This is a genomic window from Paracoccus sp. FO-3, assembly GCF_006386455.1.
Lineage (GTDB): Bacteria > Pseudomonadota > Alphaproteobacteria > Rhodobacterales > Rhodobacteraceae > Paracoccus > Paracoccus versutus.
In genome coordinates, this window is record NZ_VCBQ01000024.1 from 18,171 (window position 1) to 43,912 (window position 25,742).

Consider the following 25,742-nt stretch of genomic DNA (forward strand, 5'->3'; position numbering starts at 1 on the left):
CGCGCCGCCCGCCCCCTAGGGCAGGCGGCGTATCGCCGGCCAGTAATCGGCCAGCCACAGCAGGAACGCCGCCGCCCACAGCAGGGCGGCGAGCAGGTGCAGCGGGCCGGGCGGCCACGGCATCAGCCCCATCTCGGGCAGGGCGCGCAGCAGCACCGCCAGTCCAGCCAGCACGAAAGCCGCGCGGGTCGGCCGGTTCAGGCCAAGCCCCTGCCCGGTATGGAACCGCCCGGCGATCGCCAGCACCGCCAGCACGCCCAGGCCCAGGCCGCCCATCAGCGCCAGATGCAGCGGCCCGGCCTCGGCCCAGGGCGCGCCAAGCGCGGCGGCACCCAAGCCCAGCAGCCCCGCGCCGGCAAATCCCGCCGCCGCCATCAGCACCATGATCTCGGCGCGAAACGCCTCGGCACCGACAAAGCCCTCGGCCATGCGGTCCATGAAGGCGGCGCCGGCGGCGATCCACAGAAAGCCCGCGACCGCCGGCGAGAGCCCCGCGACCTGCCCCGCCAGGGCCAGCGCCACCAAGCCGGCCGACAGGTTCAGCCGCCCCGGATGCGGCCGAAAGGGCGAGGTGCTTTCGCTGGGGTCCAGCACGATATTCGTCACCGGCACGCTGATGCGCGCCAGCGCCAGCGACAGCAGCCCCAGAAACACCAGTCCGGCGACGCGCAGCCATTCCGCCGCCGCCTCGGCCTGCCCGGCCAGCATCGCCATGCGCGCCATCAGCCCGGCCAGCGCCAGCGCGAAAAGCCAGCCCGCAAAGCTGAGCAGCCGCGTGGTCCGCTGCTGCAGCGAGACCTTGAGCAGATAGGCCAGCAGCAGCACCAGCCAGGCCAGGTCCGCCAGCATCGCCGGCAGGACCAGCAGGTCCGCGCCCAGAAGCCCCGCGATCCGCGCCAGGCCCCAAAGTGCGGCCAGCACCCAAAGCGGCCGTCCGCGCAGGCGGGGGGTGTCGCTCCATTCCGGCGCGGCGGTGGTCAGAAAGCCCAGCAGCGCCGCGCCCCAGGCGCCGAAGATCATCTCGTTCGCATGCCAGATGCCGGCCGGGATCTGCCGCGCAAGGGGCAGGTCGAAGGACCAGAGCCCGACCCAGACGAGCGGCCACAGCCCGGCATGCAGCGCCGCCAGCGGAAAGAACAGCCGGAAGCCTTCGTCGGACAGCACGCGGTGCAGCGGAGGCGTCATGGGCGCAGCCGTTCGTCGATGTCGTGGATATGCGCAAACAGCGGGTCGGCGGTCAGGTAGTGCTGGCGCAGGGCAAAGATCGCCGCCTCGTCGCGGGTGCCGGGGCTGCCCGGCGGCAGGCGCTCGCCGGCGATGCCGCGCCCGCCCGCGTCCAGGACCAGGATGCGGTGGCTGATGCGGATCGCCTCCAGCAGGTCATGGGTGATGAAGAGCGCGGCGAAGCGCGCCGAGGCGGCGGCCTCGATCACCAGATCCTGCATCCGCCGCTTCAGCGCCACATCCAGCGCGGTGAAGGGTTCGTCGAAATAGATGAAATCCGGGTCCGTCACCAGGGCGCGGGCGATGGCGGCGCGCTGGCGCATGCCGCCCGAAAGCTCGGACGGGTATTTCCCCAGATCCTCGGGCAGCAGGCCGGCGCGCAGGGCGGCATCGGCGATCACCCGGCGCCGCATCCGGCGCGGCGCGCGCGACAGGCGCAGCGGAAAGCCGATATTGCCGGCCGCGGTGGCCCAGGGCATCAGCCGCGGCTCCTGGAAGACCATCGCGTGGCGCAGGTAGTGGCGGGCGATGCGCCCCTCGCGCGGCTCGACCAGCCCGGCGGCGATATGCGCAAGCGTGGACTTGCCCGAACCCGACGGCCCGACCAGCGCCACGATCTCTTGCCGGGCGACGCCCAGCGTGATGCCTTCGAGCACGGTGCGGCCGAAAAAGGCGTGGCCGATGCGGTTCAGTTCCAGCAGGCTCATCGCTTGACGCCCCAGGGCGCTGCGGCCTCGCGCCAGCGCTCCAGCTCGGCCCGGACCGGGCGGATCAGCACGTATTCGACCGCGATCAGCGCGGCGACGGCCAGGCTGACCCAGGCCAGCGCCTCGGCGATGTCCAGCATGGCCCGCGCCCGCGCCAGCGCGCCGCCGATGCCGCCGGCATTGGCCAGCAGCTCGGCCATGATCGCCACCTTGAAGGCCGAGCCGAGCGCCAGGATCAGCGCCGGGAACAGCTGCGCCGAAATCTGCCGGGCCGAGACGAACAGGAAGCGCCGCAGCGGCCCGGCGCCAAAGACCTGCGCCATGTCGTCCAGGCCGCGGTCGCGCGTCACCACCCCCTCGACCGCGCCGACGAAGACGACCGGCGTGGCCGAGATCAGGATCGTCACCGCCACGGTCAGGTCCGAGGGGCCGAACCAGATCATCGCCAGCACGATCCAGGCGATGGGCGGCACGCCCAGAAGCAGGGTCAGGATCGGCCGCGACAGCCGCAGCGTGGCCGGGGAATAGCCCGCCGCCACCCCGAAAAGCGTGCCGATCAGCGCGCAAAGCCCGAAGCCGGCCAGCGCGCGGGCGGTGGTCAGGGCCAGCAGTTCCTGCGCCCTGCCCTCGTGCATAAGCCGCGCCGCCGCGGCCAGCGTGTCCAGCGGCGCGGTCAGGATGAAATCGCCATAGGCCTCGTGCCCGGCCTGCCACAGCGCGCCGATCAGCGCCAGGCCCGCGAGCCCCGCCCAGGCCGACCACAGGAACCGGCCCAGCCGCGCCAGCCGGTCGAGACAGGCCGAAAGCAGGCTCACAGCAGATAGAACCCGTCGTCGGGCAGCTTGCCGCCGATGATCGCGGCATCGGTTTCGGCCATCAGCGACAGGATCGCCTCGATCGCCGGCCGCGCCTCGCCGGCGGGGCGCACGGCCAGCCGGGAATGCGGCACCGAGAGCGCCAGGATCGGGGCAGGCATGTCCAGGGCGCCGGCGGCTTCGGTCGCGGCCTGTACCGGATCGGCCAGCACCTCGCCGTTCGCCTGCGCCAGCGCGGCCTGCAAGGGCGCCAGCACCTCGGCGCCGCCGGCCATGAAGGCGTCGGTCGCGGCCAGCCCGGCCTGCGGCAGCACCGGGCCGACATCACCCTGCCGGCCCCATTCCTCTTGCAGGTCGATCACCCGCGCGAAAGCCTTGCCCACGGTCCGCCCGCGCATGATCGCCACGCTGGAGGCCGGCTCGCTGAGCAGCGCCGCCTCGATCTGGCCGGCCAGCAGCATCTGCGCCGCCTCGATGGGGCTGCCGACGGGCACCAGCTGCACCTTGTCGGCGATGCCCTGCCGCGCCAGCAGCGCGCGCAGCACGAAATCGGGCGTGTCGTTGACGAAGGGCACGGCCAGGCGCCTGCCCTCCAGCCCGGCGAAATCGGCGACCACGCCGGATTCGGCCACGATGAACAGCAGCCCGTCGGTCATGGTATTGACCAGCCGCAGCCCCATGCCGCGGTTATAGAGATTCGCGGCGACCTGCACCGGCACCACCGACAGGTCGATGGTCCCCGAGGTCAGCCCGGCGCGCAACTCGTCCGGGGTGCGCCAGACGGTCAGCGACACCTCGGCCGACAGATCCTTCAGCGCGCCGCTGGCCACGGCATGGGCCAGGGTGATGCTGGGCCCGGCAGGCGGTCCGAACAGCGCAAGCCGCGCCAGGGGTGCTGCGCGCAGGATGCCGGGCGCCGCCAGGGTGGCGGCAAGCGCGCCGGCCCCGGCAAGAAGGGCGCGGCGCGAGGGATGACGAGGGGTTTGGGACATGTCTGCCCTCCTGGCAGTCGCAAGATGAACGGGGGATCGCTGGCGGAGGGCTGGCGCGGGGTTGACGATACCATAGGCCGCCGGGACCGACCGTCCTTGATTTAGGTCAGGCCGGCGCCGCGAAATCCCCCGGCCGGGCGCAGAACTCGATGAAAAACCGCACCGGACCCGCAGCCGCGACCTCGTGCAGCCGCTCGGGGTGGATCAGCGGATGGATGCCCGGTCCCAAGAGCAGTTCGGCCCCGTCGACCAGGTCGCGAAAGACCAGCCCGCCCTCAAGCACATGCAGCCGCGCCCAGGTGCCGGGCCGGGTCGCATGGGCGCGCAAGAGGCCCTTGGGCACGCTGGCCTCGGTGAACTCCGGCGTGCGCCGATAGGGCGCGGCGTCGTCGGGCCAGGCCGGCAGGCTCATGCCGCGGGCCAATCGTAGAGATGGACCAGCTTGGGATCGTCGGCCGCCGCCAGCATCCGTCGCACCCGGTCCTGGAACAGCGCCGCGAAACGGGCCAGCTCGGCCGGCTCGGCCCGCCCCGCGACCGCACGCGGCATCAGCTCGGCCATGGCGGGATCGTGGGGCACATGGCCGGTGTCGATGTCGACGACCACGCCGGCGCCATTGTCGCGCCGGCGCAGCGCCATCACCCCGTCGATCGGCGCCTCGAAGCGCAAGAGCCCGCGGCGCGCGAACAGGTGCCCCGCGCCGATGCCGTGAAAGCCGCCCTCGGCCGCCGCGCCGGTCAGCAGCGTCGCGACCGAGGCGACGACCCCGGTCGTGCCCTGCCCGACGCCGTCGCGCATGTGGACCTCGATGCCGCCGCGTTCGGGCAGGTCGTCGCCGTAAAGCCATTCCAGCCCGGCCAGCGCCATCAGCCAGGCCCCGGCCACCACCGGGCAGGAATGGCCGCAAAGCCGCACGGCGTCAGCATAGCGATAGGTCATCACCCCGTCCTCGGCCGAGCCCAGGAAGCCCGCCAGGGGATCGCGGAGCCGGATCGCCGGCGCATCAGCGAAGAAGGCGGGAAAAACCATGGCTCACTCCTGTTCCTCGGCCAGCAGGTCGGCCAGCGTGCGGTGGTCCATCACTTGCAGGAAGGCGGCCAGCGCGTCGCGGATCGCCGCGTCCAGCGCGCCGGGGCGGTTCGGGTCGCGGATCTCTTCGGGGCCGAAGCATTCGGCGGCGGCCATGTCCGGCTCGGTCACGCGCAGCACCTCGCCCAGGGGCAGCGCGGCGGGGTCGCGCCCCAGCTCCAGCCCGCCCGAGCGGCCGCGGACCGAGTTCAGGAACCCCGCCCGCGTCAGCACGTTCGCCACCTTGGTCAGGTGGCTGCGCGAGATGTCATAGGCAGCGGCCGCCTCTTCGATCGTGACCAGCCGGTCGGGATGCCGCGCCGCATAGATCAGCAGGCGCAGGGCGTAATCCGAAAAGCTGGTCAGTCGCATGCAGGGGGCTTCCTCGATCCGCCCGCACAAAAGCACGGCCCGCGCCAGGCGGTCAATGGCACGCGCCAGGGCCCGGCGCGGCCCGGCCTGGGGCCAGATCCGCGGGGCGGGCGGCGACGGGGCGAAAGCGGCGACCGCCATCATCAGAACCGCAGCCGCGTGCCCAGGTAGAAGGCCCGCCCCTCGCCGGGGATGAAGGCCGCCTGCCCCGCCACCGCCTGGTCCAGCACCAGGGTCGAGGCGGCATAGCGCTCATCGGTCAGGTTCGTGACCTCGACATGGACCGCGGCATTCTCGGTCAGCGCATATTCGGCGCCCAGGTCCACCAGCGCATAGGAATCGTTGAAGACCGTGTTCATGTTGTCCACCGGCGTCCTGCCCGGCACCCAATGCAGCTTGCCGTGCAGCGTCAGCCGCTCGACCGGGCGCCAGTCCAGCGCCAGCGTGACGACGTTGCGCGGCGCGCCGGCGATGCGGTTGTCGCCGCGCAAGGGATCGTCGTCGAAGCGGAAATCCTGCCAGGTCCAGGCCAGCCGCCCCGACAGCGTTTCCGTCAGCTCGCCCGACAGGCCAAGCTCGATCCCGCTGTGCCGCGTCCGCCCGGCATTGACCGAGGCGAGCGTGGCGCCGGTCACGTCGCGCAGCGACAGCAGCTCGTTCTTCAGCCGCGCGTGATAGACGGTCGCATCCCAGGACAGGCGCTGCCATGTCCCGCGCCAGCCCAGCTCCAGCGTGGTCGAGGTCTGCGCCTCCAGATCGGGCGTGGCGAACATGGCCGCAGGCGCGGCGGGATCGGCGGGGTTCGGCCGGCCCGGCCCGCTGTTGGGCGTGCCGCCCACCGTGCCCAGCAGGTCGTCATGGGTCGGCGGCTCGAAGCCGCGCGCCAGCGAGATCCAGGCGAACTGCCCCTCGGCCGGGGCCCAGGACAGGGCCAGCGCCGGGGTGAAGCCGCTATAGCTGCGGTCGTAGCTGGTCGAGGTCGCCGGCACAGCACCATCGGGCAGGCGCATGCCGGGGTTCATCGGGCTGTAGGCCACGGTCGGCCGGGTCGCGGCAGTCCAGCGATCCTCGCTTTCGCGGCTGGCATGGTTGAAGGCGATCGAGGGCGACAGGGTGAAGCCGCCCCATGGCAGGTTCGCCCCGGCAAAGATGGACAGCGTATCGGCCGTCAGGCGGTTGCGGCCGAAGGCCGGGCCGCGCGCGCCGCCCAGGTTGTGGTCATAGTCGCGGTCGGCCTTGCCGAAGGACCAGGTCAGCCCGGTCTCGAACAGCGGCAATTCCCCCTCGCCCAGCCGGCTGTAGCGCGCGGTCAGCGTGGCGTCGCTGCCCTCGGTGTCGCGGAACCCGGCCGAGATCGGAAAGGCGAAGCTGTCGTCGGTCCGCGACAGGCTCAGGCCGAAGTCATAGATGTTCTCGCCGCGCTCCAGCGTCGTGCGCGCGCCTGCCAGGGTCTGGCGGGTGTCGCGCCGCGGCTGGTCGCGCAGCACGTTCGGTCCCGGACCGACCGCATTGCCTCCGACGATCACCGGGCCGGCATGGTTGCTTTCGGGATCGTTCTGGATCGCGTCCCAGGTCAGCGGCCCGGCCACGTCGAATTCCAGGTCGGTATGGCTGAAGAACAGCCGCGTCACCGCCTCGCCGGTCTGCAGGGTGACGTTGCCGCCGATGGCGCTGCGGCGCGAGCCGTTGTAGTCGCGATAGCCGTCCTTCTGCGCATGTTCGAAGCGCAGCAGCACATCGGCCCGCTCGCCGTCGATGCCATAGCTGCCCGCGACCTCGCCCCGCCCGAAGCTACCGCCGCCGAAGCTGAGCCGCACCCCCGGCGCCGTCGCCCCCGAGGGCGAGGCGAAGTTGATCGCGCCGCCCAGCACGTTGGCGCCGATGCGGTTGGCCGCGGCGCCGCGAAACACCTCGATGCTCTCGGCCTGGCCCGGCGCGGCAAGGCCCACGACATAGGAGCCGTCGGCGCGGTTCACCGGCATCCCGTCCTGAAGGATCAGCAAGCCGCGCTCGGCCGGGTTCTGCTGCAGGCCCGAGCCGCGGATCTGGATGCGCGGCTGGTCGTTGCCGCCGAAGAATTCCTGCACGACCACGCCCGGCACCTCGGAAAGCGAGTCGGCCAGCGTCGGCGCCGCCTCGCCCATGGCCTCGCTGCGGTCGATCAGCGTGACCGCGCCGGGCGTCGCCTCGAAGCGCCGCGCGGTGGTGTCGGCGCGGATCTCGATCTCGTCCAGCACGATCACCGCGCCGGGCGCGGCCGATTGCGCCAGGGCGGCCCCGGCCTGCAAGGACAGCCCGGCCGCCGCCAGCCCAGTCAGGGCGGGGATCATTCGCGCAAAGCGTTTCGTCTTGTCGTCAGCGTCCATGTCGGCACGTCCTTGATCTTCCCGCAGGGGACAGCGCCCACGGCAATGCGCGGCGCGAGGGTGGCAATGAGACGGCTGGCACAGGGCTTGCGATGCGGCATAGCGGCGGCGGGCATGGGCTGCGGGCGCGCCGGGATGACCCCGCCTGCATAGGCCGATCAAACATGAATGTGAAGGTCATATTTTATCCGGGGCGCTTTTGCCGCAGCCCCGGCCCGCGCGGGGTGCGCTGGACAGCCGGGCCGCAGGCACGCTACACAGGAACCGCAAAAGCGACCCGAACCAGCGCGAAAGACGGAAAAGCCCCATCCATGTCGAACCAGGGCCGGAAACTGGAACAGGCGGCCAAGGCGGCGTGGCTTTCCTATGTCGCGGGCAAGACCCAGGACGAGATCGCGGGGATCATGGGCATCTCGCGCCAGACCGCGCAGCGCCTGGTGGCGCAGGCCATGGCCGAGGGCATCGTCAAGATCCGCATCGACCATCCCTTTGCGCATTGCATGGATATTGCCGCCGGATTGCAGCGCAAATACGCGCTGGCGTTCTGCCAGATCGCCCCTTCGGACGCCCCCGAGGCCGGGGTGGCGCTGATGCTGGCCGATGCGATCGAGCAATGGCTGCGCCGCCCCGAGCCGATGACCATGGCCATCGGCACCGGCCGCACCCTGCGCAGCGCCATCGCGCAATTGCCGCACATCGACTGCCCGCAGCACCGCATCGTCTCGCTGACCGGCAATATCGCGCCCGACGGCTCGACCGCCTATTACAACGTGCTGTTCACGCTTTCGGACCTGGTGACAGCGCGCAGCTTTCCCCTGCCCTTGCCGGTCATCGCCCCCAGCGTGCGCGAGCGGCAGGCGGTCAACGGCCAGCCCAGCATCGAGCGGCTGATCCGCATGTCGGCCGAGGCCGCGGTGGCCTTTGTCGGCATCGGCACGGTGGGCGCGCGCGCGCCGCTGATGCTGGACGGGTTCCTGTCGCAGCCCGACCTGGACGCGCTGGTCGCGGCCGGCGCGGTGGGCGAGATCACCGGCTGGGCCTATGACGCGCAGGGCGCGCTGGTGCCTGGGCTCAGCAACGACCGCGTGGCCTCGGCCCCGATCCCCCCGCGCGAGACGACGCTGGTCATCGGCGCCGCCCATGGTGTCGAAAAGGTGCCGGCGATCCGCGGCGCGCTGCGCGGCGGGCTGGTCAGCGGGCTGATCACCGATGCCGAGACCGGGGCGGCGCTGCTGGCCGATTGACCCCTACATCGCCGCGATCTCGGCGCGCTGCTGCTGCATGCGCAGGAAGATGCGCCAGTCCCGCTCGCGCCGGGCGCGGGCGGCGGGCTCGGGGCGGGTGATCTCGACCGGGCGGGCGAAGCGTGCCCGCGCCGCGCGGATGCCGCCCAGAAGCGGCGCTGCGGCGGCGATGGCGGTGCCGCGCAGCACCGCATCCTCGGGCTGCCAGTGGATCTCGGCCCCGATGGCATCGGCATAGAGCTGGCGCAGCAGGGCCGAGCGCGCCTGCCCCCCGGCCATGGCCAGCGCGGCGGGCGCCAGCCCCATATGGGCGATGACCTGCCGCGTCCCCAAGGCGATGCCCACCGCCGCGCGCCAATACAGTGCGTCCAGCGCCTGCGGGCTGCGCTCCAGCGTCAGGCCGTGGATCGCGCCGCGCAGCAGCGGATCGGCAAAGGGCGTGCGGCTGCCCTTGATGTCGGGCAGGACATGCAGGTCCGGCTCGGGCTCGGGATCGGCGGCGATCCGGGCCAGGATGTCGTCATGGCCCGCAGGCTGCGGGTAAAGCCCGCGCACCCGCTCCAGCAGCGCGCCGGTGGCGGACTGGCCGCCCTCGCTGACGCTTTCGCCGGGCAGGATCGCGCCCGGATAGGGCCCCCACAGCGCCGCGCGCGGCGCGAGCCCCGTCGCCATGACGCAATTCGAGGTGCCGGCGATCAGCGCCGGCATCTCCGGTGCCGCGCCGAGCGCGCCGGCAAAGGCGTCGATCAGCCCGGCGGCGACCAGCGTCTCGGGCTCCAGCCCCAGCTCGGCCGCGCCTTGCGGCGACAGCGGGCCGATGCGCGTGCCGGGCGGCAGCACCGGGCCGGGGCGCGGGAAATCGGCGATCCCGGCCCGGTCCAGCAAGTCCTGCTGCCAGCCGCCGCGGTCGGGCAGCCAGGGCCATTTTGCCGCCGCGGCGCAAAGCGAACGCGCCTCGATGCCGGTGGCGCGAAAGGCCAGGTGGTCGCAAAGGTCGCGCACGCCCGTCAGCGCCGCCCAGACCTCGGGCCTGTGGCGGCGAAGCCACATCAGCTTCGGCGTCTGCATCTCGGGCGAGACCGAGCCGCCGGCCCGCGCGACGATCTCATGCGGGATGCGGCTCAGTTCGGCCGCCTCGGCCACGGCGCGGTGGTCGTGCCAGGCGATCACGTCGGGGGCAAAGCCCGGCGCCTCGACCACCAGCGAGCAGGTGGCGTCAAAGGCCAGCGCGCCGACCTGCGCCGGGCTGGCGCCGGCCTGCCGCCGCGCCTCGGCAAGGGCCTCGGCCACGGCCCGCCAGATCTCGGCGAAATCGTGCATGGCTTGCCGGTCGGGCCCCGGAAGGGTGGCGAAGCCGCGGCTTGCGCGGGCGACCAGCCGGCCGTTGGGGGTGAAAAGCCCCGCTCGCGCGCGGGCCGAGCCCACATCCACGGCCCCGATCAGCACGCCGATTCCCCTTCCCTAGCCCAGACCGGCCAAAGTCTTGGGCAAATCCCGCGCCTGGTCAATCAGCGCATCGGGGGCCAGCGCCGCCAGCTTTTCGGCCAGGCGCGCGGGGGCGGCATGGCTGCCGCCCAGAAAGCCGATCACCCGCATCCCCGCCGCGCGGGCGGCGCGCAGCCCGGCCGGGCTGTCCTCGATCACCACGCAATCGGCCGGGGCGATGCCCAGGTGCCGGGCGGCGAACAGGAACAGGTCGGGCTCGGGCTTGCCGCGCGCCACCTGCGTCGCGGAATAGACATGCGGCCCGAACAGCGGCGCAAGCCCGGTCAGCGACAGCGACAGCTGCAGCCGCTCGGGCGCGCTGGACGAGGCCACGGCGCGCGGCCCCGAGAGTTGCGCCAGCGCCTCGGCCATGCCGGGCACCGGGCGCAATTCGCGGCGAAAACGCAGCGCCAGGGCCTCGGCATAGCCGGGCAGCGCCGGGCCCAGGTCCACGCCCTGGTCCCGCGCCGCCTCGACGATGGTCGAAAAGGAACGGCCCAGGAACTCGTCATAGATGCGGGCGCGGGTGATCGGCGCGCCCAGCCCTTGCAGCAGCGCCTCGATCTCGGCCGCGGCCAGGGGCTCGGAATCGACCAGCACCCCGTCGCAGTCGAAGATCAGCCCGCGCGCCAAGCCCTCAGCCCTTGAGATAGGCGTCGAGCGTCGCGCGCGTGCCCTTGTCCCACAGCATGGCGAGCCAGCGGGCAAAGGGTTCGGCCAGGCGCGGATCGCGGCCGGTCTCGCCATAGATCTCGGCCATGTCGAGCCAGGCCGAGGGGTCGGTCCGGGCCGCCTGCGCCACCTGCACCAGCCGGTCCCAGTTCGGATCGTTCGGCTCGATCACGGCGCCACTGTCGCTGGTGCCGGCGCAATAGCGGCACCAGAGCGCCGATTCCAGCGCCAGCCCATCCACGGGCAACCCGCGCTCAAGCCGATGCGCGATGGTCGGCACGATGAACTTGGGCTGCCGGTTCGAGCCGTCCAGGCACAGCCGGCGCACCGTGTCGCCGATCTTGGGATTGGCGCAGCGCTCGGCCACCTTGGCGAAATAGGCTTGCAGGTCGGTGCCGGGCACCGGCGGCACGGCGGGGATGATCTCGTCCGCCTCGATCTTTTCCAGGAAGGCGCGGACCTGCGCGTCCTCCATCGCCTCGTGCACGAAATGGATGTCCAGAAGCCCGGCCGGATAGGCGATCACCGCATGGCCGCCGTTCAGGATGCGGATCTTCATCAGTTCCCATGGCGTCACGTCGGCGACGAACTCGACGCCGGCTTTCTCAAGCGGCGGCCGGCCGGCGGGGAAGTTGTCCTCCAGCACCCATTGGATGAAATCCTCGCAAAAGACCGGGGCCTCGTCCTGGATGCCGAAATCCTCGCGCACCATGCGGCGTTCGCGGTCGCTGGTGGCCGGGGTGATGCGGTCCACCATGGCGTTCGGAAAGGCCACGGTCGCGGCGATCCACCCCGCCAGTTCCGGGTCCGACAGCCGCGCGGTTTCCACGACCGCCTCGCAGGTGACGTTGCCGTTATGCGGGATGTTGTCGCAGCACATGACGGTGAAGGGCGCGTGCCCCGCCGCGCGGCGCGCCCTGAGCCCCGCGACGATCAGGCCGAAGACGGTCTGCGGCGCGTCGGGATTGGCCGCATCGGCGGCGATGGCGGGATGCGCCCTGTCGAAATGCCCGGTGGCGGCGTCGATGAAATAGCCGCCCTCGGTAATGGTCAGCGCCACGATGCGGATCGCCGGATCGGCCAGCGCGGCGATCACCCGCCCATGGTCGCCGGGCGCGATATAGTCCACGATCGGCCCCAGCACCCGCGCGTCCGAGCGGGAGGCCGATTGCTCGACCAGCGTATAGAGGTAATCCTGCGCGGCCAGCGTGTCGCGCATCCGCGCATCGCCCGGCATGACGCCGGCGCCGATGATGGCGAAGTCCTGCGCCAGCCCCATGTTCATCAGCCGGTCCAGATAGGCGGCCTGGTGGGCACGGAAGAAATTGCCGACGCCGAAATGCAGGATGCCGGGGCGCAGGGCGGCGCGGTCATAGCCCGGCACCGGCTGGCCGAGGCGGTCAAGGGTCTGGTTGGAAAGCCTGTCCATCCGAATTCATCCCGGTTCTGATCTGTGAGGATGGGGCCGCGGCGGCGACCCCGACGGGGCTGCCGTCAAAGCGCCAGCCCCTGCTGATCGAAGCGATAGACCCGGCCTTCCTGCGGGGTCAGCCAGATGCGGTCGCCGTGGTCCACCGGGAACTCGCCCGCCGCCCGCGCGACGATGGGGGTGCCGCCGTCCAGTTCGACATGCAGGAAGGTGTCCGAGCCCAGATGCTCGGCCACGCCCACCGTGCCGGCAAAGGCGCCGTCGGTGGTGGACATGGCAAAATGCTCGGGGCGCACGCCGATGGCATGGGCGCCCAGGCGCGCCGCGGCCTCGCCCTCGATGAAGTTCATGTTCGGGCTGCCGATGAAGCCCGCGACGAAGCGGTTGGCGGGCTTGCGGTAAAGCTCCAGCGGGCTGCCCACCTGCTCGACCCGGCCGGCGCGCAGGACGACGATCTTGTCGGCCATGGTCATCGCCTCGACCTGGTCGTGGGTGACATAGACCATGGTCGTCGCCAGCTTCTTGTGCAGCTCGGAAATCTCGACCCGCATGTTCACCCGCAGCGCCGCGTCGAGGTTCGACAAGGGCTCGTCGAAGAGGAAGGCCGAGGGCTCGCGCACGATGGCCCGGCCGATGGCGACGCGCTGGCGCTGGCCGCCCGACAGCTGGCCGGGACGGCGGTCCAGGTAATCGGTCAGGTTCAGGATACCGGCCGCGTGCTGGACGCGCCGCTCCTGCTCGGCCGCCGCCATGCCGGCCATCTTCAGCGGAAAGGCGATGTTCTTCCTGACCGACATATGCGGGTAAAGCGCATAGGACTGGAACACCATCGCCAGCTTGCGCTGCGAGGGCGGCGCATGGGTCACGTCCCGCCCGTCGATCATGATCTGGCCCGAGGTCACGTCCTCGAGCCCGGCGATCAGCCGCAGCAGCGTGGACTTGCCGCAGCCCGAGGGGCCGACGAAGACGACGAACTCGCCGTCGTTGATTTCCAGATCGACGCCCGGAATGACCTCGACATCGCCAAAGCTCTTGCGGACCTGTTGAAGCGTGATGCTACCCATGGTTTCCTCCTTATTTCACCGCGCCGAAGGTCAGGCCGCGCACGAGTTGCTTCTGGCTGAACCAGCCGAGGATCAGGATCGGGGCGATGGCCATGGTCGAGGCCGCCGAAAGTTTCGCGTAAAAGAGCCCCTCGGGGCTGGAATAGCTGGCGATGAAGGTCGTCAGCGGCGCCGCCCTGGAGGTGGTCAGGTTCAGCGTCCAGAACGCCTCGTTCCAGGCCAGGATGACGTTCAGCAGCAGGGTCGAGGCGATGCCGGGGACCGCCATCGGCGTCAGCACATGCAGGATCTCCTTCATCAGGCTGGCGCCGTCCATCCGCGCCGCCTCGAGGATCTCGGACGGGATCTCGCGGAAATAGGTATAGAGCATCCAGGTGATGATCGGCAGGTTGATGAGCATCAGCACGACGGTGATGCCCAGCCGCGTATCCAGAAGGCCCCAGGACCGGAACAGCAGATACATCGGGATCAGCACGCCCGCGGCCGGCATCATCTTGGTCGACAGCATCCACATCAGCAGATCCTTGGTCCGCTTGGCCGGCTGGAAGGCCATCGACCAGGCGGCCGGAATGGCGATCAGCAGGCCCAAGAGCGTCGAGCCGACCGAGATGATGACCGAGTTCATGAAATGCCGGAAATAGGGCGAGCGGGACTGCACCTCGGCATAGTTTTCGGTCGTCCAGTCGAAGAACAGGAACTTGGGCGGGCTGGCGATGGCATCGGCCTCGGACTTGAAGCTGGTCAGGATCGTCCACAGGATCGGGAAGAAGATCAGCAGCGCCACGCCCCAGGCCAGGATGGTGAAGGTCCAGCGGCGGCTATTCGTGACTTTGCGGGCCATGGTTCTTACTCCAGCGTCTTGCCGATCATCCGCATCAGGAAGATCGCGACGATATTGGCAAGGATGACGGCAATGATGCCCCCGGCGGATGCGCCGCCCACGTCGAATTGCAGCAGCGCCTGGCTATAGACCAGATAGGTCAGGTTGGTGGACTGGTAGCCGGGGCCGCCGTTGGTCGTGACCAGGATCTCGGCAAAGACCGAAAGCAGGAAGATGGTCTCGATCAGGATCACCACGGTGATGGCGCGCGACAGGTGCGGCAGGATCAGGTGGGTGAACTTGGCCCAGGTGCCGGCGCCGTCCATCTCGGCCGCCTCCATCTGCTCGCTGTCCAAGGATTGCAGCGCGGTCAGCAGGATCAGCGTGGCAAAGGGCAGCCATTGCCAGGCGACGATCAGGATGATCGACAGCAGCGGATACTGTGCCAGAAAGTCGATGGGCTGCGCCCCCACCGCCTTGGCGAGCCAGGCGAAAAGCCCGTTGACCGGGTTCATGAACATGTTCTTCCACACCAGCGCCGAGACGGTCGGCATGATGAAGAAGGGCGCGATCACCAGGATGCGCACCACGCCCTGCCCGAACATCGGCTGGTCCAGCAGCAAGGCCAGCAGGATGCCGCCGCCGACGGTGATGACCAGCACGCCCCCGACCAGCAGCAGCGTGTTCTGCATCGCCGTCCAGAAAGCGGGATCGGACAGGAAATACTTGTAGTTGGTCCAGCCGATGAACTGTTCCATGCCGGGCGAGAGCAGGTTGTAGCTCTGGAAGCTGAACCACAGCGTCATGGCCAGCGGCACGATCATCCAGCCCAGCAGCAGCAGGACCGAGGGCGCGACCATCAGGCGCGCGAGTGTTTTCTGATGTCGGGTAGCCATCGGCGCGCCTCCCACGCGAGCGATGAGGGTTCGGATTGCGGCAGGGGCCGGGCTTGCCGCCCCCTGCGCCGTTTCGCGGCCGTCAGGCCGGGCCGGGCGTCACTTGGGATAGCCGGCCTTGGCCATCTCGCGCTCGGCGATCTGCTGGGCCATCTGCAACGCCTGGTCGACGCTGGCCTGCCCGGCCAGGGCGGCCGAGAATTGCTGGCCGACCGCGGTGCCAAGCGCCTGGAACTCGGGGATGCCCACCCATTGCGTGCCGATATAGGGCACCTCGACGGTGGTCGGGTTCTTCAGGTCGGCCGACATGATGCTGTCCAGCGTCGGCTTGGCAAAGGGCGCGGCCTCAAGATAGGCGGGGTTCTCGTAAAGCGAAGTCCGGGTGCCGGGCGGGACGTTCGCCCAGCCCTCTTCCGCCGCGACCTGCTCGGTGTAAGCCTTGGAGGTTGCCCAGGCGACGAATTTCTTCGCGGCATCCGGCGCGTCGGTCGAGGACGGAACCGCCAGCGTCCAGGCCCAGAGCCACATCTGCGGCTTCTCGCCCTCGGGGGCCAGCGCATAGCCCACCTTGTCGGCAACGGTCGAGTCCTTGGGGTTCGACACGAAGCTGGCGGCCACGGTGGCGTCGATCCACATGCCGCATTTGCCGGTCTGGAACAGCGCCAGGTTCTCGTTGAAGCCGTTCGACGAGGCGCCGGGCGGGCCGGCCTCGTTCATGACGGCGACGTAATCGGTCAGCGCCTTCTTCCAGGCCTCGCCCGAGAATTGCGGCTTCCATTCCATGTCGAACCAGGGCGCGCCGTAGCTGGCGCCCATCGAGGTCAGGAAGGCCATGTTCTCGCCCCAGCCGGCCTTGCCGCGCAGGCAGATGCCATAGACCTCGGCCGATTTGTCGGTCATCTTGCGCGCCGCGTCGAAGACGAAGTCCCAGGTCGGGCGCTCGGGCATTTCCAGCCCGGCCTTTTCCATCAGGTCGGTGCGATACATGATCATCGCGGATTCGCCATAGAAGGGCGCGGCGTAAAGCTTGCCGTCCAGCGACAACCCCTCGGCGATGGGGGGCAGGATGTCGGCGGCGTCGTAATCCTCGCCCATGTCCTCGAGCGCGAGCAGCCAGCCCTGCTTGGCCCAGATCGGCACCTCGTAATTGCCGACGGTCACGATGTCGTATTGCCCGCCCTTGGTGGCGATGTCGGTGGTGACGCGCTGGCGCAGCACGTTCTCTTCCAGCGTCACCCATTCCAGCTGGATGTCCGGGTTCGCATCGGTGAACGGCTTGGTCATCTTCTGCATGCGGATCATGTCGCCATTGTTCACGGTGGCGATGGTCAGCGTCTCGGCCACTGCAGGCACCGCCAGCGCCGTCATGGCGCAGGCCCCCATCAGGCCGCGCAGCATCATGCTCATTCGATTGTCCTCCCCTGCGGATCAGCATTTGCTAATGCGATGGGCAAATGCTCACATACTCGCAGCCGGGCTGTCAAGCGAAATCGGCGCGGCCCGATACTCCGGGACCGCGCCGACCGATAGTTTCTTGCAGGGATGGGTGGGGTTCAGCCGCGGCCGCGATAGGGCGGCACGCCTTGGTCGGGGATCCAGACCGCCTCGGGCATGGGGCCGGTCTGCCAGAACACGTCGATGGGCATGCCGCCGCGCGGATACCAGTAGCCGCCGATGCGCAGCCAGCGCGGCTTGAGGAACCCGGCCAGCCGCCGGCCGATCGAGACGGTGCAATCCTCGTGGAAAGCGCCGTGATTACGGAAGCTTCCAAGGTAAAGCTTCAGCGATTTCGATTCGACCAGCCAGTCGCCCGGCACATAGTCGATAACCAGATGCGCGAAATCCGGCTGCCCCGTCATCGGGCAGAGCGAGGTGAACTCGGGCGCGGTGAAGCGCACGTTATAGGCCACGTCGGCCTGCGGGTTCTGCACCCGCTCCAGCTCGGCCTGGTCGGGGCTTTCGGGCAGCCGGGTGGCGCCGCCCAATTGCTTGAGGCCGCTGTAGATCGTCTCGGTCATGGTTTCCCTCCGGGATGTCAGACGCCGCGCCGGTTGCCCCAGATCAGGACATGCAGCTGCGGCAGGATGCGCGGTTTCAGCCAGCCGCGGCCGACCGTGTTCTCGACCAGCCACAGCAGCCGGTCGGCCAGGGCCTGCGGATCGACCGGCAGGGCGGGGTCGGTCTCGGGGTTGCCGGGTTGCAGGTAAAGCGGCAGGTCGGGATGGCGGGCGGCGGCCTCGTGCGCCCAGTCCAGGTCGGCCTGGTCGAAGATCACGATCTTCAGCACCCGCTGCCCCGCGCCCTCGCCCGCCTGCACACAGCGGTCCAAGGCGTCCCAATCGACCACCTGCCCGCTTGACGGCGGTTTCGGCGACAGCACCAGCATGGCGAGATCCGCGAACCAGGGCTGCGCGACCGAGCCCTGCGTTTCGCAGGCAAAGCGATAGCCGGCCGCCCGCCCCAGCGCGATCAGCGGGGCGAAGTCCTGGATAGCCGGATTGCCGCCGGACAGCGAGACGGTCAGCGGCTGGTCGCCGGACAGGCGCCGCACCTCGGCCCAGACCGCCTCGGCGCTCATCGGCCGCCATTCGTGGCGGTGGCGGCTCTCCACCGCGTGCGGGCTGTCGCACCAGACGCAACGATAATCGCAGCCCCCCGCCCGGACGAAGACCGTGGGCTCGCCGATCAGCGCGCCCTCGCCCTGGATGGTCGGGCCGAAGATTTCCGCGATGCGCAGCGTCATGGCCGATACTCGGCCCAGGTCTTGGGCGTTTCCGAGACCCGGACCGCCACCGTCTCGGGCCAGCGCGCCTTGCACCAGTCATGGAAATGCCGCGCCATGTTCTCGGCGGTCGAGGGGCCGTCCAGCACCTCGTTCAGGTGGCGATGGTCGAAATGCGTGTCGATGTAATGCTTCAGCGGCACAAGCTCGTGATAGTCGCGCACGAAACCGTCGGCGTTCAGTTCCGCGGCGGCCAGCTCGACCACCACGACATAATTGTGCCCGTGCAGCCGGGCGCATTGGTGGTCCGGCGGCAGATGCGCAAGCTGGTGCGAGGCCGAGAAATGGAACTCCTTCGCGATGCGGAACATCAGGCCCGCCCCCGTTCCGCAATGGCCTGCCGCCAGAAATCCGCATCCTCATAGGCGGTCGGGTCGGGGATGCCGGCCAGGTGGAAGGCCTCGCGCCGCTCGACGCAGGTGCCGCAGCGCCCGCAATGGACCGCCCCGCCCTTGTAGCAGGACCAGGTTTCGGCAAAGGGCGTGCCGTGGCGCGCGCCCTCGGCCACGATGTCGGCCTTGGTCCGATGCACGAAGGGGGTCAGCAGCCGCAACTGCGCATAGCCGTCGAGCGCGGCGTCCTGCATGTGCTGGAACGCCTCGGTGAAGGCGGGGCGGCAGTCGGGATAGATGAAATGATCGCCGCCATGCACGGCGGTCGCCACCGCCTCGTCGCCCATCGCCGCCGCCATGCCGAAGGCGATGGTCAGCATGATGGCGTTGCGGTTCGGGACCACGGTGATGCGCATGGTTTCCTCGGCATAATGCCCGTCCGGCACCTCGGCCCCGCCAGTCAGGGCCGAGCCGGTCAGCACCGCCCCCACCCCGCGCATGTCGATGACGTGATGCGGCACGCCCAGCCGCCGGGCGGCGGCGGCGGCAAAATCCAGCTCCTTGCGGTGGCGCTGGCCGTAGTCGAAGGAGATCAGGCGCGTCAGGCTCCCTTGCGCCGCGACCATATGCGCCAGCGACACGGAATCGAGTCCGCCCGAGCAGACAACTGTCGTCTTCATGATGTGACCCTTGTTTTGATGACCGGGTAGGCTGCGACCGGTATGGGCGCCCGACATAGCGGGCTTTGGCGGGCGGCGCAACCGCCCGCCGGGGTCAGTCGGACAGATCCAGCGCCGGGGTCTCGCCGCTGTCCTCCAGGTGCCAGACCGCCTGCCAGCGCCCGTCCTGGCGGGCCAGGGTCAGGTAGTTCCGTTCCGCCACATAGCGGTGGCGCTGGCCGGGGAGCGGGTGGATGCGGATCGGATGGCGGGGCAAGGGCGCCTCGCCCAGCCCCGCGAACAGCCCCAGCGCGCGGGCATAGGCCTGCGGCGGCGCGCGATGCGAGATGCCCGAGGCGACCAGCTGATGCACCCGCTGCGCCTCCGGCCCCATGACGGCGCGGGTCGCCAGATGGATCTCGCCCGACAGCGCGGTGACATGGGCACGGGTGCGCCATTTCAGCACCTCGCCCAGCATCCGCCGCCATTCGGCGCGATGCGCGCGGCTTTGCCACTGGTCGCGCAGGTCGTCCTCGTAATGCTGCATGCGCGGCATGGCCATCATCACCCGCTCCAGCAGCGACAGGCGGGGACCCAGCAGCGGCACGCTGGAGACCAGGAACACCTGCTCGCCCTGCGGCGCCAGCGCCTCGACCGCCTGCCAGCCGGCGGGCCCCATGATGCGATGGCGGTGGCGTTCCGAGCGCAGGTCGGGCGCGGCGATGGTCAGGCCGGGCAGCTCGCGCTTCCAGCTGAGGCTCGCGCCCGAGGCATCCAGGAACAGCTCGGGAATGTCGCTTTCGACCGCGCCGTGCTGGAACAGCAGATAGGTTTCGCGCGCGACGGCGAACAGGGTCTGGCCCACGGCCGAGCGGCTGCGCTTCTCGGGCAGCGAGCCCCAGCCGTCGCAGATGTCATGGTCGTCCCAGACCGACAACGCCGGCACCTGCGCCGCCATCGCGGCATAGCCCGGCGCCTGCAGCACATGCAGATAGCGGGCGACGAAGCGGCGGCGCAGATGCGCGGCCAGATCGGCAAGCTGGGCGGGATCCTCCACCTGCGGCACCTTGTCGGGCCAGTCCTGGCTCAGCGGATGGCCCTGCGTCGCCTCGTCGGCATAGATCTGGTCCCCGCCCTGCAACAGCAACGCAAAGGGCGCCTGGGCATGGTCGTGCGCCAGCCGCGTCCACATCAGGTTGCGCTCGGCGCCGTCGCGGTCCAGATCGCCGTTCTCCTCGCCGTTGCAAGAGACGAAGGCCAGGCGCAGGTCGCCCGACAGATCGGTCGCGACCGCGTGAAAACGGCCCTCGAACTCATAGCCGCGATCCGCCGGGGTCAGGGTGAAATCGTGGCGCCAGGCGGCGATGCCGGCGATCTCGGCGATGCGGCGCGGCGGTATTTCGCTGCCGGACAGGCGGATCGGCGGCGGCGCGGGCTCGTCCTTCGGCCGGATGACGATGGCCGCCAGCCGGATGCCCTGCCCCGCCATGCCGCGGAAATGCAGGATCGGCCCCGCCCGGCCGGGTTGCTGCGCCTCGTCCATCATTCAACCTGTCCCTTTCGCATTGCAGCGAGGGATATAGGTGCGGCGCGGCCAAGCGCAAACCGGACCGGCGGCGAACCGCGGCCCCGGTGCCGGCGTTGGTCCCGAAAGGCAGCGCAGGAGCCGGCGATGACCGAGCGGATCGAAGGCGTGACCATCTCGCATCCCGAGCGGGTGATCTTTGACGATGCCGGGCCGGGCAAGGCCGGGCTGACCAAGGCGGGGCTGGCGCGCTATTACCAGCGGATCGCGCCGCTGATGCTGGAAGAGGCCGCGGACCGCCCGCTGTCGCTTCTGCGCCTGCCCGACGGGATGGCGGGCGAGCGGTTCTTCCAGAAGCACCCCGGCAAGGGCTTTCCCAAGGCGATCCGGCAGATGCAGATCACCGAAAGCGACGGCGAGGATGCGGCCTATGCCTATGTCGCCGACGCGGCCGGGCTGGTCGCCGCGGTGCAGATGGGCACGGTCGAGTTCCACATCTGGCCCGCCCGCCGCGACCGGCTGGAGCGGCCCGACCGGCTGGTCTTCGACCTCGACCCCGACGAGGGGCTGGGCTTCGACGCCGTGCGCAGCGCCGCCCTGTCGCTGCGCGGCCGGCTGCTGGACCTGGGCCTTGACCCTTGGGCGATGCTGACCGGCGGCAAGGGGGTGCATCTGGTGGTGCCCCTGCGCCGCAGCATCGGCTGGGGCGATCTCAAGCGCTTCGCCCGCGGCTTCGCCGCGCTTTGCGCGCAGGACGAACCCGACCGCTATACGGTGGAACTGGCCAAGGCCAGCCGCAAGGGCCGGATCTTCATCGACTGGCTGCGCAACGAGTGCGGCTCGACGGCGGTGGCGCCGTTTTCGGTGCGGGCGCGGCCGGGCGCCCCGGTGGCGGCGCCGGTCGGCTGGGACGAGCTGGCCGGGATCACCACCGCCCGCGCCTTCGACACCCAGGCGGCGCAGGAACGCGGCTGGGCCGGCGTGACGCGCAAGCCGCAAGGCCTGACCCGGCCGATCTTCGCCGCGCTGGACAAGGCGCTGGCCGGGGCCGGCTGAGCCCGGTTCAGCCCGGTTCAGCCCTCGATGCGCCGGCCGTCTTGCGCATCGAAGAAATGCAGGTGCCCCGGATCGGGCGCCACCTCGACCCGGTCGCCGCGCGCCAGCCCGCTGGTGCCGGGCAGGCGCAGCACCAGGGGCACGTCCGAGCCCTCGATCATGCCATAGCCGAAGGCATCGGCGCCCAGCCTTTCGACCGAGCGCAGCACGACCGGGATCGCCGCCTCGCCCGGCGCGGCGGGCCGCAGATGCTCGGGGCGCAGGCCAAGCCGCAGATCGCCGCCGCGCGGCAGGCCCGGCAGCGGCAGCACCGCCCCGCCGGGCAGCGTGGCCCGCCCCTCGGCCGCCGAGACGGTGAAGATGTTCATCGCCGGCGAGCCGATGAAGCCGGCCACGAATTCGCTGGCCGGTCGCTGATAGACCTCGAGCGGCGTCGCGATCTGTTCGGCCACGCCCTTGTTCATCACGATCAGCCGGTCGGCCAGCGTCATCGCCTCGACCTGGTCATGGGTGACGTAAAGCGTGGTCTGGCCGGTGCGCAGGTGCATCTCCTTGATCTGCAGGCGCATCTGCACCCGCAGCTTGGCGTCGAGATTCGACAGCGGCTCGTCCAGAAGCAGCGCGGCGGGCTCGCGCACCAGCGCCCGGCCCATGGCGACGCGCTGGCGCTGGCCACCCGACAGCGCGCGCGGCTTGCGGTCCAGATAGGGCTCCAGCTCCAGCATGGTCGCGGCCTTGGCGACGCGGGCCTCGATCTCGGCTTTCGGGAGCTTCGCGATCTTGAGCCCGTAGGCCATGTTCTCGCGCACCGACATATGCGGATAAAGCGCATAGTTCTGGAACACCATGGCGATGTCGCGCTGGCGCGGCTCAAGGTCGTTGACCACCTTGCCGCCGATCTCGACCGTGCCGGCGCTGATCGCCTCGAGCCCCGCCACCATGCGCAGGAGCGTGGACTTGCCGCAGCCGGACGGCCCGACGATCACCACGAATTCGCCGTCGGCGATCTCCATGGTGATGCCGTGGATGACCTGGTTTCCCGCATAGCTCTTGCGGACGTCGTTGAGCAGGATGCGGGCCATCTATTTCTCCGTCTCGACCAGGCCCTTGACGAACCAGCGCTGCATCAGCACCACCACCAGGATCGGCGGCAGGATGGCCAGCACGCTTGTGACCATCACGAGGTTCCAGGGCGTATCGGCATCGGCAAAGGAGATCATCTTCTTCAGCGCGATGACGATGGTGTTCATTTCGTTGGAATTGGTGACCAGCAGCGGCCACAGGTATTGCGTCCAGCCATAGATGAACTGGATCACGAAGATCGCCGCCACATTGGTCAGCGACAGCGGCCACAGGATGTCCTTGAAGAACCGCCAGGGCCCGGCGCCGTCGACCCGCGCCGCCTCCAGCAGCTCGTCCGGGATGGTCATGAAGAACTGCCGGAACAGAAGCGTCGCGGTGGCCGAGGCGATCAGCGGCAGGATCAGCCCCGGATAGGTGTCGATCAGGCCCAGGTCGACCATGACCTTGTAGGTCGGCTGGATGCGCACCTCGACCGGCAGCATCAGGGTGATGAAGATCAGCCAGAAGCAGGCCATGCGCAGCGGAAAGCGGAAAAAGACGATGGCATAGGCCGAGGCCATCGAGATCGCGATCTTTCCCAGCGCGATGCCCATGGCGACGATGGTGGTATTGGCCAGAAGCCGCCACAGGCTGACCCCGCCGATGCGGCTGATCCCGCCCGAGAAGGCGTCGGAATAGTTCCGCGCCGCCTCGGGTCCGGGCAGCAGGGGCAGCGGCGGGCGCAGGATGGTCTGCACCGAATGGGTCGAGGCGACGAAGACGTAATAGACCGGGAAGGCCACCACGATCACGCCCAGCACCATCCACAGATGCGCCAGCAGCCGCCCGGCGCCGCGCGCGGCCAGGGGGGAGGGTTCAGCCATAATGCACCCTCCTTTCGATGAAGCGGAACTGGAAGGCGGTCAGCGCGATCACGATGATCATCAGGATCACCGATTGCGCGGCGCTGTCGCCCATGATCAGGTTCACGAAGCCGTCGTTATAGACCTTGTAGACCAGCGTCTCGGTCGCCTTGCCGGGGCCGCCGCCGGTCACGGCATGGATGATGCCGAAGGTGTCGAACAGCGCATAGACCGTGTTCACCACCAGCAGGAAGAAGGTCGTCGGCGCCAGCAGCGGGAAGGTGATGGTCCAGAAGGCATGGCGGCGCGAGGCGCCGTCGATGGCCGCCGCCTCCAGCAGCGAGCGGGGGATCGCCTGCAGGCCGGCGACGAAGAACAGGAAGTTGTAGCTGATCTGCTTCCATGTCGCGGCCGCGACCACCAGCGCCATCGCCTGCTCGCCGTCCAGCAGCGGGTTCCAGTAGATGCCCATCTGCCGCAGCGGCCAGGCCAGCGTGCCGAAGCTGGGGTTGAACATGAACAGCCACAGCATGCCGGCGATGGCGGGCGCCACCGCATAGGGCCAGATCATCAGCGTGCGATAGAACCCCTTGCCGCGGATGATCTTTTCCGCCTGCACCGCCAGGAACAGCGCGATCGCCATGGCGCAAAAGGCGACCAGCACCGAAAACACCACCGTCACCCGGACCGAGTTCAGGTAGTTCGGATCGCCCAGCACCTTGCGGAAATTCGCCAGCCCGACGAAGGTCGTCTTCAGGCCAAAGGCATCCTCGCGCAGCACCGACTGGCGAAAGGCCTGCGCCGCCGGCCAGTAGAAGAAGATCAGCGTGATCGCCAGCTGCGGCGCCAGCAACAGCCAGGGCAGCAGCTTGTGCGGAAAGACCGTGCGTCTCATCCGTCCCCCTTGTCGCATCGGGCGGGCGCCGGAACGCCCGCCCCTTGGCCTCAGCCGCCGGCGGCCTCGCGGATGGCGGCATTGCCGCGCTCGGCGGCGTTCTTCAGCGCCGTGGCCGCATCCTGCTGGCCGGCCAGCATCTTTTCATACTCCTCGTTCTGGATGTCGCGCAGCTGCGGCAGGTTCGGCGCGCGCACGCCCTTGGAGTTCTCGGTCGGCTGCTTGCCCATCATCTGCAGGATCGGCGTCTCGCGGCCGGGGTTCTGCTGGTAGAAATCCGAGCCCTTGGTCGCCTCGTAGGCCGCCATCGTCACCGGCAGATAGCCCGATTGCTCGTGCAGGTATTGCTGCACCTCGGTCTGGGACAGATAGTTGAAGAAGGCGGCGACGCCCTTGTAGGTCTCGTCCGACTTGCCGCCCATCACCCAGAGCGAGGCGCCGCCCGGCGTGGTGTTCTGCGGCGCGCCCTCGGCGGTCTCGTCATAGGGCAGCTGGCCGATGCCGTAGTTCATGCCCGACTTGACGATGTCGCCAAGCCCGCCCGAGCTTTCGGTCAGGATGCCGCATTCGCCCGAGGTGAAGTTCTGCTTGGCCTCGCTGGTGCGGCCGCCATAGACGAAGACGCCCTCTTTCGCCAGGTCCGCCAGCTCCTGGAAATGCTTGACGAACAGGGGCCCGTCGATCTTCAGCTCGGGCGTGCCGGCCAGGCCGTTCTCGTTCGTGCCCCAGCTGACATCGTTCCAGGCGGCGAAGTTCTCGGTATGGATCCAGGTCAGCCAGGTCGAGGTATAGCCGCAGGTCGCCGCCCCCGATTCCTTGATCTTGCGCGCGGCGGCCCAGACCTCGGCCCAGGTCTTGGGCGGGTTCTCGACGTCCAGCCCCGCCTTTTCGAAGATGTCCTTGTTGTAATACAGGATCGGCGAGGAGGAGTTGTAGGGGAAGGACAGCATGTCCCCCTCGGGCGTCGAGTAATAGCCGACGATGCCGGGCAGATACTGGCTCTTGTCGAATTCGTAGCCGCCTTCCTGCAGCACCTCGGCCACCGGCTTGATGGCGCCCTGCGCGCCCATCATGACGCCGGTGCCGACGTCGAAGACCTGGATGATGTCGGGGGCCTGGCCCGCGCGGAAGGCGGCGATGCCGGCGTTCAGGGTTTCGGGATAGGTGCCCTTGAAGACGGGCTTGAGTTCGTAATCGGCCTGGCTTGCGTTGAAATCGCCGGCGATCTTGGTCACCACCTCGGCATTGGCGCCGGTCATGGCGTGCCACCACGAGATTTCGGTCTTGGCCTCGGCCGCGACGGGCAGCGCCATCAGCCCTGCAAGCCAGAATGGGGTTTTCTGCATGGTATCCTCCGAGTCGTGCCTTGCGGCGTCATCGTTCCCGGACGGCAGCAGCTGGGCCAGGGCCCGCC

At 69.6% G+C, this 25,742-nt stretch carries 26 protein-coding genes; 2 read left to right on the forward strand and 24 right to left on the reverse strand.

Translation table 11 applies throughout. The annotated features are described in order from the left end of the window. Nucleotides 1–15 precede the first annotated feature (15 nt). The 8 genes from FE811_RS08965 to FE811_RS09000 form a co-directional block, all read right to left on the reverse strand. On the reverse strand, nucleotides 16–1,185 hold the full coding sequence (locus FE811_RS08965) for an NnrS family protein (protein ID WP_116220761.1): 1,170 nt from the start codon (nucleotides 1,183–1,185) through the stop codon (nucleotides 16–18). Beyond that, the gene (locus FE811_RS08970; RefSeq protein WP_036757760.1) at nucleotides 1,182–1,931 is read right to left on the reverse strand and encodes an ABC transporter ATP-binding protein; all 750 of its coding nucleotides are present in this window, start codon (nucleotides 1,929–1,931) and stop codon (nucleotides 1,182–1,184) included. Before FE811_RS08970 ends, FE811_RS08965 begins: the two co-directional genes overlap by 4 nt. After that, nucleotides 1,928–2,746 (reverse strand): ABC transporter permease, encoded by an 819-nt coding sequence (locus FE811_RS08975; protein ID WP_072463698.1) that lies wholly within the window; start codon nucleotides 2,744–2,746, stop codon nucleotides 1,928–1,930. Before FE811_RS08975 ends, FE811_RS08970 begins: the two co-directional genes overlap by 4 nt. Continuing rightward, complete coding sequence (locus tag FE811_RS08980; RefSeq protein WP_116220760.1) at nucleotides 2,743–3,738, reverse strand: ABC transporter substrate-binding protein; 996 nt, start codon at nucleotides 3,736–3,738, stop codon at nucleotides 2,743–2,745. The genes FE811_RS08975 and FE811_RS08980 overlap by 4 nt, the downstream gene beginning before the upstream one ends. Before the next feature lie 106 nt (nucleotides 3,739–3,844). After that, complete coding sequence (locus tag FE811_RS08985) at nucleotides 3,845–4,150, reverse strand: DUF1971 domain-containing protein (protein ID WP_036757758.1); 306 nt, start codon at nucleotides 4,148–4,150, stop codon at nucleotides 3,845–3,847. Further along, nucleotides 4,147–4,767, reverse strand: coding sequence for a hypothetical protein (locus FE811_RS08990; RefSeq protein ID WP_116220759.1), 621 nt, complete (start codon nucleotides 4,765–4,767; stop codon nucleotides 4,147–4,149). Before FE811_RS08990 ends, FE811_RS08985 begins: the two co-directional genes overlap by 4 nt. 3 nt (nucleotides 4,768–4,770) lie before the next feature. Then, nucleotides 4,771–5,178 (reverse strand): Rrf2 family transcriptional regulator, encoded by a 408-nt coding sequence (locus FE811_RS08995; protein WP_114535901.1) that lies wholly within the window; start codon nucleotides 5,176–5,178, stop codon nucleotides 4,771–4,773. A gap of 143 nt (nucleotides 5,179–5,321) precedes the next feature. After that, complete coding sequence (locus FE811_RS09000; protein ID WP_116220758.1) at nucleotides 5,322–7,544, reverse strand: TonB-dependent receptor; 2,223 nt, start codon at nucleotides 7,542–7,544, stop codon at nucleotides 5,322–5,324. Between the two features lie 311 nt (nucleotides 7,545–7,855). On the opposite strand from FE811_RS09000, the gene FE811_RS09005 reads away from it, so the two are divergent. Then, nucleotides 7,856–8,788, forward strand: coding sequence for a sugar-binding transcriptional regulator (locus FE811_RS09005; protein WP_114535884.1), 933 nt, complete (start codon nucleotides 7,856–7,858; stop codon nucleotides 8,786–8,788). A gap of 3 nt (nucleotides 8,789–8,791) precedes the next feature. Here the strand turns inward: FE811_RS09005 and FE811_RS09010 are convergent, their stop codons facing one another. The 12 genes from FE811_RS09010 to FE811_RS09065 all read right to left on the reverse strand — a co-directional run bounded on the left by FE811_RS09010 (nucleotide 8,792) and on the right by FE811_RS09065 (nucleotide 20,473). Beyond that, the gene (locus FE811_RS09010; protein ID WP_116220757.1) at nucleotides 8,792–10,234 is read right to left on the reverse strand and encodes an FGGY-family carbohydrate kinase; all 1,443 of its coding nucleotides are present in this window, start codon (nucleotides 10,232–10,234) and stop codon (nucleotides 8,792–8,794) included. Between the two features lie 15 nt (nucleotides 10,235–10,249). Continuing rightward, the gene (locus FE811_RS09015) at nucleotides 10,250–10,906 is read right to left on the reverse strand and encodes an HAD-IA family hydrolase (RefSeq protein ID WP_116220756.1); all 657 of its coding nucleotides are present in this window, start codon (nucleotides 10,904–10,906) and stop codon (nucleotides 10,250–10,252) included. Nucleotides 10,907–10,910: 4 nt separating this feature from the next. Then, nucleotides 10,911–12,374 (reverse strand): mannitol dehydrogenase family protein, encoded by a 1,464-nt coding sequence (locus FE811_RS09020; RefSeq protein WP_116220755.1) that lies wholly within the window; start codon nucleotides 12,372–12,374, stop codon nucleotides 10,911–10,913. Nucleotides 12,375–12,439: 65 nt separating this feature from the next. After that, nucleotides 12,440–13,438 carry an ABC transporter ATP-binding protein gene (locus tag FE811_RS09025; protein ID WP_036757748.1) on the reverse strand — a complete coding sequence of 333 codons (999 nt, stop codon included), beginning with the start codon at nucleotides 13,436–13,438 and terminating at the stop codon, nucleotides 12,440–12,442. Nucleotides 13,439–13,448: 10 nt separating this feature from the next. Continuing rightward, nucleotides 13,449–14,279, reverse strand: coding sequence for a carbohydrate ABC transporter permease (locus FE811_RS09030; protein ID WP_036757746.1), 831 nt, complete (start codon nucleotides 14,277–14,279; stop codon nucleotides 13,449–13,451). Nucleotides 14,280–14,284: 5 nt separating this feature from the next. Next, a complete protein-coding gene (locus tag FE811_RS09035; RefSeq protein WP_036757744.1) occupies nucleotides 14,285–15,154 on the reverse strand; it encodes a carbohydrate ABC transporter permease in 870 nt (289 codons plus the stop codon). A 99-nt stretch (nucleotides 15,155–15,253) separates the two neighbouring features. Beyond that, nucleotides 15,254–16,561, reverse strand: a complete 1,308-nt coding sequence (locus FE811_RS09040; protein ID WP_036757743.1) for a sugar ABC transporter substrate-binding protein — start codon at nucleotides 16,559–16,561, stop codon at nucleotides 15,254–15,256. A 146-nt stretch (nucleotides 16,562–16,707) separates the two neighbouring features. Beyond that, entirely contained in the window at nucleotides 16,708–17,172 is a 465-nt protein-coding gene (queF, locus tag FE811_RS09045) for a preQ(1) synthase (protein WP_072463691.1), read from the reverse strand. Between the two features lie 17 nt (nucleotides 17,173–17,189). Next, a complete protein-coding gene (gene queE, locus FE811_RS09050) occupies nucleotides 17,190–17,897 on the reverse strand; it encodes a 7-carboxy-7-deazaguanine synthase QueE (RefSeq protein ID WP_116220754.1) in 708 nt (235 codons plus the stop codon). Then, nucleotides 17,894–18,247 (reverse strand): 6-pyruvoyl tetrahydropterin synthase family protein, encoded by a 354-nt coding sequence (locus FE811_RS09055; protein ID WP_116220753.1) that lies wholly within the window; start codon nucleotides 18,245–18,247, stop codon nucleotides 17,894–17,896. Before FE811_RS09055 ends, queE begins: the two co-directional genes overlap by 4 nt. Further along, nucleotides 18,247–18,948 carry a 7-cyano-7-deazaguanine synthase QueC gene (gene queC / locus FE811_RS09060; protein WP_072463688.1) on the reverse strand — a complete coding sequence of 234 codons (702 nt, stop codon included), beginning with the start codon at nucleotides 18,946–18,948 and terminating at the stop codon, nucleotides 18,247–18,249. The genes FE811_RS09055 and queC overlap by 1 nt, the downstream gene beginning before the upstream one ends. 94 nt (nucleotides 18,949–19,042) lie before the next feature. Next, nucleotides 19,043–20,473 carry an alkaline phosphatase D family protein gene (locus tag FE811_RS09065; protein WP_116220752.1) on the reverse strand — a complete coding sequence of 477 codons (1,431 nt, stop codon included), beginning with the start codon at nucleotides 20,471–20,473 and terminating at the stop codon, nucleotides 19,043–19,045. Between the two features lie 126 nt (nucleotides 20,474–20,599). Here FE811_RS09065 and ligD point away from each other — a divergent pair, with 126 nt between their 5' ends. Continuing rightward, nucleotides 20,600–21,508 (forward strand): non-homologous end-joining DNA ligase, encoded by a 909-nt coding sequence (gene ligD / locus FE811_RS09070; protein WP_244294885.1) that lies wholly within the window; start codon nucleotides 20,600–20,602, stop codon nucleotides 21,506–21,508. A 17-nt stretch (nucleotides 21,509–21,525) separates the two neighbouring features. On the opposite strand, the gene FE811_RS09075 is transcribed toward ligD, so the two are convergent. The 4 genes from FE811_RS09075 to ugpB are packed head-to-tail and all read right to left on the reverse strand — an operon-like array spanning nucleotide 21,526 to nucleotide 25,674. Further along, nucleotides 21,526–22,590: a sn-glycerol-3-phosphate import ATP-binding protein UgpC gene (locus FE811_RS09075; protein WP_116220751.1), complete on the reverse strand. Its 1,065-nt coding sequence runs from the start codon at nucleotides 22,588–22,590 to the stop codon at nucleotides 21,526–21,528. Beyond that, a complete protein-coding gene (gene ugpE, locus FE811_RS09080) occupies nucleotides 22,591–23,454 on the reverse strand; it encodes a sn-glycerol-3-phosphate ABC transporter permease UgpE (protein WP_036757731.1) in 864 nt (287 codons plus the stop codon). After that, a complete protein-coding gene (ugpA, locus tag FE811_RS09085; protein ID WP_116220750.1) occupies nucleotides 23,447–24,328 on the reverse strand; it encodes a sn-glycerol-3-phosphate ABC transporter permease UgpA in 882 nt (293 codons plus the stop codon). Before ugpA ends, ugpE begins: the two co-directional genes overlap by 8 nt. 50 nt (nucleotides 24,329–24,378) lie before the next feature. Further along, a complete protein-coding gene (gene ugpB, locus FE811_RS09090; protein ID WP_116220749.1) occupies nucleotides 24,379–25,674 on the reverse strand; it encodes a sn-glycerol-3-phosphate ABC transporter substrate-binding protein UgpB in 1,296 nt (431 codons plus the stop codon). Between the last annotated feature and the right edge of the window lie 68 nt (nucleotides 25,675–25,742).